The organism is Bacillus sp. LR--39 (genome assembly GCF_053613335.1).
The window spans coordinates 1-1,211 of the sequence record NZ_JBSIOT010000245.1 but is presented as its reverse complement, the minus strand read 5'-3'; the positions used below and the strand labels follow the sequence as shown (position 1 = coordinate 1,211).

The window sequence follows — 1,211 nt, the reverse complement described above, 5'->3', positions numbered from 1 at the left end:
GAATGCTTGAGACAAAAACAAATTCGCCTGATCGGCTTCGCTATCCAATGAAAAAACAAAATGGCGAGTTTGTGCGGATTTCTTGGGAGCAGGCACTTGATGAAATTGCCGATAAACTTCGGGAAATCAAGGAAACGTCGGAGACGACTGCTGTTTTGCACAGCCATGATTATGCGAATAACGGTCTGTTAAAAGCGCTTGATCAGCGTTTTTTTAATGGATATGGCGGCGTGACCGAAATCGTCGGAAGCATATGCTGGGGCTCCGGTATCGAGGCGCAAAGCTGGGATTTTGGCCGTTCGTACGGTCACGGACCGCTTGATATTTACAACAGCAAGCATGTTGTTGTGTGGGGAAGAAATGTATCCAGAACAAATATGCACTTATACCACCACTTGCAGCAGGTGAAAAAGAAGGGCGCCACAATTACGGTGATTGATCCGATCTTCAATCCGACTGCCAAGCTTGCCGATCGCTATATCTCTGTAAAGCCAGGAATGGACGGCTGGCTTGCGGCAGCCGTTTTGAAAGTTCTGATTGAGACGGGAAGAACGGATGAAACGTTTATTTCTGAGCACTCTGTCGGTTTTGATGATGTGAAAGAGCTTTTGAAGACCGTTTCTCTGGAAGAGTTTATTGTGAAAACAGAAACTTCTATGGAGGACCTGGAGTATCTGGCCGCTTTGTATGCTGATGGTCCGGTGTCTACTTTTATGGGGCTTGGCATGCAGCGTTATAAAAACGGCGGGGGAACGATTCGTTGGATTGATGCACTCGTTGCGGCAAGCGGAAATGTCGGAATTAAGGGCGGCGGCGCGAATTTCGGAAATGTCCAGATTGGTGAGAGCTTTGCAAAAACAAAGCTGACGCTGCCGGAATTAAAAACAACATCCCGTTCTTTTTCAATGATGACACAGGCTGAAGAAGTGTTGACCGCTGCTGATCCTGCGATTGAGATGATTATTGTGACGTGCGGAAATCCGCTGACTCAGGTGCCGAATACAAATAAGGTGAGACAAGCATTTGAAAAGGTTCCCATGACGGTCGCGATTGATTCCATTATGACGGATACCGCAGAGCTGTGTGATTATGTTTTGCCGACTGCCACTGTTTTTGAAGAAGAAGATATCTACTATTCCAGTATGTATCATCATTATGTTCAGTACGGGAAGAAGCTTGTGGAGCCGCAGGGTGAAGCGAAATCGGACAGC

General features: G+C 46.8%; 1 protein-coding gene. It reads left to right on the top strand.

Features of this window, described 5'->3' with window-relative positions:
• The coding region (locus ACWHAR_RS22190) for a molybdopterin-dependent oxidoreductase (protein ID WP_452087843.1) at positions 1–1,211 on the top strand (1,211 nt) is incomplete at both ends.